Raw genomic sequence first — 5,393 nt, 5'->3', positions numbered from 1 at the left:
GTCTAACGCTGACCTGTAGGAGCGAGGCTTACCCGCGAAGGCGTCGTCACATTCAGCAATGATGGGACTGTCAGATCGCTTTCGCGGGCAAGCCTCGCTCCTACAAGGGAGTGCGCAGGCAAAAAAAGACCCCGCTCAGCCAAGCTGAGCGGGGTCTTTTTGTTTGTGTTGCTTAGTGACGCTTGCGATTGCTGATCAACGTACCCACACCGGTATCGGTGAAGATCTCAAGCAGAATCGCATTCGGCACCCGGCCATCAATGATCAGCGAGCTGCCCACGCCGCCCTGAACCGCTTCCAGCGCGCAACGGATCTTCGGCAGCATGCCGCCGTAGATCGTGCCGTCGGCGATGAGCTCGTCGACTTGCTGGGTGGTCAGGCCGGTGAGGACCGTGCCCGACTTGTCCATCAAGCCGGCGATGTTGGTCAGCAGCATCAGCTTTTCAGCCTTCAGTGCTTCGGCGACTTTGCCGGCCACCAAGTCAGCGTTGATGTTGTACGACTCGCCGTTGGCACCGACGCCGATTGGCGCGATGACCGGGATGAAATCACCTTTGACCAGCAGGTTCAGCAAGTCGGTGTTGATCCCGACCACTTCGCCTACCTGGCCGATGTCGATGATTTCCGGCTGGGTCATCTCCGGCGTCTGGCGGGTCACGGTGAGCTTCTTCGCACGAATCAGCTCGGCGTCTTTACCGGTCAGGCCGATGGCGCTGCCGCCATGACGGTTGATCAGGTTGACGATGTCCTTGTTGACCTGGCCGCCGAGGACCATTTCCACCACGTCCATGGTCTGCGCGTCAGTCACGCGCATGCCATCGATGAAGTGGCTCTCGATCGACAGGCGCTTGAGCAGGTCGCCGATTTGCGGGCCGCCGCCGTGAACCACCACCGGGTTGATACCGACGGCTTTCATCAACACGATGTCGCGGGCGAAGCCGGTTTTCAGCTCCTCGCTTTCCATCGCGTTGCCGCCGTATTTGATCACCAGCGTCTTGCCGACATAGCGGCGAATGTAAGGCAACGCTTCGGACAGGACCTTGGCGGTGTTGGCGGCGGCTTCGCGTTCGAGGGTCATTCAGGGCTCCGGGTGCTTCAGAAGATCAAAACGGTAATTGGAGATCAGGTGCTACACGCTTCAGCTGGACTTTGAACACGTCCTTGATGCGCTGCAATTCAGCCTCGTCATCGGCCTCGAAGCGCAGCACCAGCACCGGTGTGGTGTTGGACGCGCGCACCAGGCCCCAGCCTTTGGCGTAGTCGACTCGCACGCCGTCAATGGTGGTCAGGTCGGCGCCTTCGCCCCACTTCGCGTCGTGCAATGCATCAATGATGCTGAATTTGCTCTCTTCGGTCACATGGATATTGATTTCCGGCGTAGAAATATCGTTCGGGAAGGTCGCAAACAGCTCTTCCGCGGTGGATTTTTCCTTGCTGAGGATCTCCAGCAGACGCGCGGCGCTGTAAATGCCGTCGTCAAAACCGAACCAGCGCTCCTTGAAGAAGATATGCCCGCTCATCTCGCCGGCCAACAGGGCGCCGGTTTGTTTCATTTTCTTTTTGATCAACGAGTGACCGGTCTTCCACATGAGCGGACGGCCGCCGTATTCCTTGATCAGCGGTGTCAGGCGGCGGGTGCATTTGACGTCGAAGATGATCTCCGCGTCCGCGTTGCGCGCCAGTACGTCGCGGGCGAACAGCATCAGCAGGCGGTCCGGGTAGACGATACTGCCGGTGTTGGTCACCACACCGACGCGGTCGCCATCGCCGTCGAAAGCCAGGCCGATATCGGCGTTGGTTTCCTTGACCTTGGCGATCAGGTCGACGAGGTTTTCAGGCTTGCCCGGGTCCGGATGGTGGTTCGGGAAGTTACCGTCAACCTCGCAGAACAGCGGGATGACTTCGCAGTTCAACGCTTCGATCAATTGCGGGGCGATCACGCCGGCCGCGCCATTGCCGCAGTCGACCACGACTTTCAGGCGACGAGCCAGTTTGATGTCCTGGACGATTTCGGTGTTGTAGCGGTCGAGGATCTCGACCTGGGTGACGCTGCCCTTGCCGCTGCTCAAGTTGTTGGTCTTGAGGCGGTCGTGCAGGGCCTGGATCTGTTCGTTGGCCAGGGTGTCGCCCGCGATCACGATCTTGAACCCGTTGTAGTTCGACGGGTTGTGGCTGCCGGTGAGCATGACGCCGGATTTGCCGGCCAGTACGTTGGCGGCGTAGTACAGCGCCGGGGTTGGCACCAGGCCCACGTCGCTGACGTGGCAACCGCTGTCGGCCAGGCCCTTGATCAATTGTTCGACCAGTTCCGGGCCGGACAGGCGGCCGTCGCGGCCAACGGAAACGTTCGGTTCGTCCTGGGCCAGGCTCTGGGCACCGATGGCGCGGCCGAGCCAGTAAGCGGTCTCAGCGTTCAGGAATTCCGGGACCGTGCCGCGAATGTCGTAGGCGCGGAAGATGCTGTCCGGGAACTTGGGTGCGACTGTGGCTGGGGTGCTCATCTGTGGGAATGCTCCATCTCGAAAGTGACTGGACCTGTCCGCGAAAATCTCGTCGGCGGGCTCAAACTGAAGGGTATGACGGCGTTTTCCACTGAGAGTTCGTGGTGCGAAAAGGCCATGCCACCTGCGTTTGCGGGGTAATGATCGGTCAATGCCTTGATTTTGGGCGGTAAACCTTCCAGATGAACGTTGTGCGAATTTTGGCGAGGAGGCTTGCTTGCGCTTGGGTGCGCGGCACTCACAAAATCTTGGGGCCGCTTCGCAGCCCAGCGGGAGCAAGCTCCCTCGCCACAGGATGCTTTATCGGATCAATGGCTGCCGGAATGCCCGAAACCACCGGCACCACGCTCGGTTTCAACAAACTCTTCGACCATCTCGAAGTGCGCTTGAACCACCGGCACCAGAACCAGTTGAGCCAGGCGCTCACCGACCGCCATGTTGAAGTCGGTCTGGCCACGGTTCCAGCACGAAACCATCAGCGGGCCCTGGTAATCGGAGTCGATCAAACCGACCAGATTGCCCAGCACGATGCCATGTTTATGGCCCAGGCCGGAGCGCGGCAAAATCAGCGCGGCCAAACCCGGATCGCCAATGTAGACGGACAGGCCGGTCGGGATCAGCAGGGTTTCGCCCGGCTTGATGACGGTGTCTTTTTCCAGCATGGCGCGCAGGTCGAGGCCGGCGGAGCCAGGTGTGGCGTACTGCGGCAGCGGGAATTCGGTACCGATGCGGGGGTCGAGGATCTTGGCTTGCAAAGCGTGCATGTAAATTAAACCTGGTTCAGACGTTCGGCGATAAAAGTGATCAGCTGGCGAGCAATTTTGCTCTTGCTGGTCTGGGCGAAAAGTGTGGCGTGCAGTTCTCGATCGATCACGCTGCAGGCGTTTTCTTCGCTGTTGAAGCCAATGCTCGGGTTGGCGACGTCGTTGGCGACGATCAGATCGAGGTTCTTGTCTTTCAACTTGCGGGCAGCGTAATCGAGCAGGTGTTCGGTTTCGGCAGCGAAGCCGACACTGAACGGACGGTCGGGGCGGGTGGCGATGGTGGCCAGGATGTCCGGGTTGCGCACCATCTGTAGCAACAAGCCGTCGCCGTTCGTAGGGTCTTTCTTGAGTTTCTGTGGGGCGACGACTTCAGGACGGTAGTCCGCGACCGCTGCCGAGGCGATAAACAGGTCGCAAGGGATCGCGGCTTCGCAGGCGGCGAGCATGTCGCGAGCGCTGACCACGTCGATGCGGGTGACACGATCCGGAGTCGGCAGGTGCACCGGGCCGGTGATCAGCGTGACGCGGGCGCCGGCTTCCACCGCGGCTTCGGCCAGGGCAAAGCCCATTTTTCCGGAGCTGTGGTTGGTGATGTAGCGCACCGGATCGATGTTTTCCTGAGTCGGGCCGGCGGTGATCAGCACGTGTTTGCCGGTCAATGCCTGGCGCTTGAAGCAGTCCGCCGCGCATTGGGCGAGTTCGACGGCTTCGAGCATGCGGCCCAGGCCGACGTCGCCGCACGCCTGGCTACCGGAGGCCGGCCCGAAGGCTTTGATGTCGCGGCTTTCGAGGGTTTGCAGGTTGGCCTGGGTTGCCGGGTCGCGCCACATGGCCTGGTTCATCGCCGGGGCGATGGCGACCACCGCATCGGTGGCCAGCACCAGCGTGGTCAGCAGATCGTCGGCAATGCCTTGGGCCAGACGGGCAATCAGGTCCGCCGTAGCAGGGGCGATCAGCACCATATCGGCCCACTTGGCCAGCTCGATGTGGCCCATGGCAGCTTCTGCCGCGGGGTCCAGCAAGTCGAGATGAACCGGGTGCCCGGACAAGGCCTGCATGGTCAGCGGAGTGATGAACTCGCTGCCGCCACGGGTCATGACCACGCGCACTTCGGCACCCTGGTCGATCAGGCGGCGAACCAGGTCGGCGCTCTTGTAGGCAGCAATACCGCCGCCGACGCCCAGAACGATGCGTTTCCGATACAGCCGCTGCATAGGTCTGCCTTTTATTTCGTTGATGACAGCATGGCGAGACCCCCTCCCCAGGGATGAAATCGCCAGCAAAAAAGATGGGCTACGATATCACAGCGACCGCTATGGAACAGCGGCGCCCACAGACAGGGAAGGTGCTATGAGTATTCGTGATTGGCCGGCGGCGGAGCGGCCGCGGGAGAAGTTACTGGAGCAGGGATCGGCGAGTCTCTCGGACGCAGAGCTGCTGGCGATTTTTTTACGGACCGGTGTGTCCGGCAAAAGCGCGGTGGATTTGGCGCGACACCTGTTGCAGCAATTTGGCAGCCTGCGCACTTTGCTCGAGGCCGACCTTCGGACCTTCAGTGGTGAGCTCGGCCTTGGGCCGGCAAAGTTTGCGCAGTTGCAGGCGGTGCTGGAAATGGCCCGCCGGCATCTGGCAGAGCGGTTACGACGTGATTCAGTGATGGAAAGCCCCCTGGCGGTGCGCGACTACCTCAAGTCGATGCTGCGCCACGAGCCGCATGAGGTCTTCGGTAGCCTGTTCCTGGATTCAAAACACCGGGTGCTGGCGTTTGAGGTGCTGTTTCGCGGCTCCATCGACAACACCAGCGTGTACCCGCGACAGGTGGTCAAGCGCGCATTGGCTCATAACGCCGCCGCGTTGATCCTTTGCCACAACCATCCGTCGGGCAATTCCGATCCCAGCCAGGCCGACCGCACGCTGACCAAACGCTTGCAAGAGGCGCTGGAATTGATTGATGTGCGAGTGCTTGACCATTTCATCATTGGTGACGGCGAGCCGCTTTCAATGGCCGAGTATGGGTGGATGTAGGGCTTGGGGACGGGCTTCTGTGGCGAGGGAGCTTGCTCCCGCTTGAGTGCGCAGCGCTCACAGGATCTTCAGGGCCGCTGCGCAGCCCGGCGGGAGCAAGCTC

The 5,393-nt window shown here is 61.0% G+C and carries 4 protein-coding genes and 1 pseudogene; 1 reads left to right on the top strand and 4 read right to left on the bottom strand.

The features are described 5' to 3' along the window. Window positions 1–172: 172 nt before the first annotated feature. The 4 genes and pseudogenes from argB to coaBC all read right to left on the bottom strand — a co-directional run bounded on the left by argB (window position 173) and on the right by coaBC (window position 4,479). Window positions 173–1,078, bottom strand: a complete 906-nt coding sequence (gene argB, locus QMX98_RS32020; protein WP_010465204.1) for an acetylglutamate kinase — start codon at window positions 1,076–1,078, stop codon at window positions 173–175. A gap of 25 nt (window positions 1,079–1,103) precedes the next feature. Next, window positions 1,104–2,480, bottom strand: a pseudogene (locus tag QMX98_RS32015) (phosphomannomutase/phosphoglucomutase); the annotation flags it as partial. 329 nt (window positions 2,481–2,809) lie between these two features. Further along, window positions 2,810–3,265 (bottom strand): dUTP diphosphatase, encoded by a 456-nt coding sequence (dut, locus tag QMX98_RS32010; RefSeq protein WP_282411943.1) that lies wholly within the window; start codon window positions 3,263–3,265, stop codon window positions 2,810–2,812. Between the two features lie 5 nt (window positions 3,266–3,270). Then, entirely contained in the window at window positions 3,271–4,479 is a 1,209-nt protein-coding gene (gene coaBC / locus QMX98_RS32005) for a bifunctional phosphopantothenoylcysteine decarboxylase/phosphopantothenate--cysteine ligase CoaBC (protein ID WP_010465198.1), read from the bottom strand. Between the two features lie 136 nt (window positions 4,480–4,615). Between coaBC and radC the strand changes: the two genes are divergently transcribed. After that, entirely contained in the window at window positions 4,616–5,290 is a 675-nt protein-coding gene (gene radC / locus QMX98_RS32000) for a DNA repair protein RadC (RefSeq protein WP_010465196.1), read from the top strand. The last annotated feature ends 103 nt before the right edge of the window (window positions 5,291–5,393 follow it).

Origin of the sequence: Pseudomonas sp. PS02303 (assembly GCF_029959925.1) — a bacterium.
GTDB lineage: Bacteria > Pseudomonadota > Gammaproteobacteria > Pseudomonadales > Pseudomonadaceae > Aquipseudomonas > Aquipseudomonas mandelii.
This window is presented reverse-complemented; position numbering and strand designations above follow the sequence as displayed.

What these genes read in the sequence shown, in the direction of transcription:
- argB (WP_010465204.1), bottom strand. Translation starts at nt 1,078, where the DNA reads ATGACCCTCGAACGCGAAGCCGCCGCCAACACCGCCAAGGTCCTGTCC.
- dut (WP_282411943.1), bottom strand. Translation starts at nt 3,265, where the DNA reads ATGCACGCTTTGCAAGCCAAGATCCTCGACCCCCGCATCGGTACCGAA.
- coaBC (WP_010465198.1), bottom strand. Translation starts at nt 4,479, where the DNA reads ATGCAGCGGCTGTATCGGAAACGCATCGTTCTGGGCGTCGGCGGCGGT.
- radC (WP_010465196.1), top strand. Translation starts at nt 4,616, where the DNA reads ATGAGTATTCGTGATTGGCCGGCGGCGGAGCGGCCGCGGGAGAAGTTA.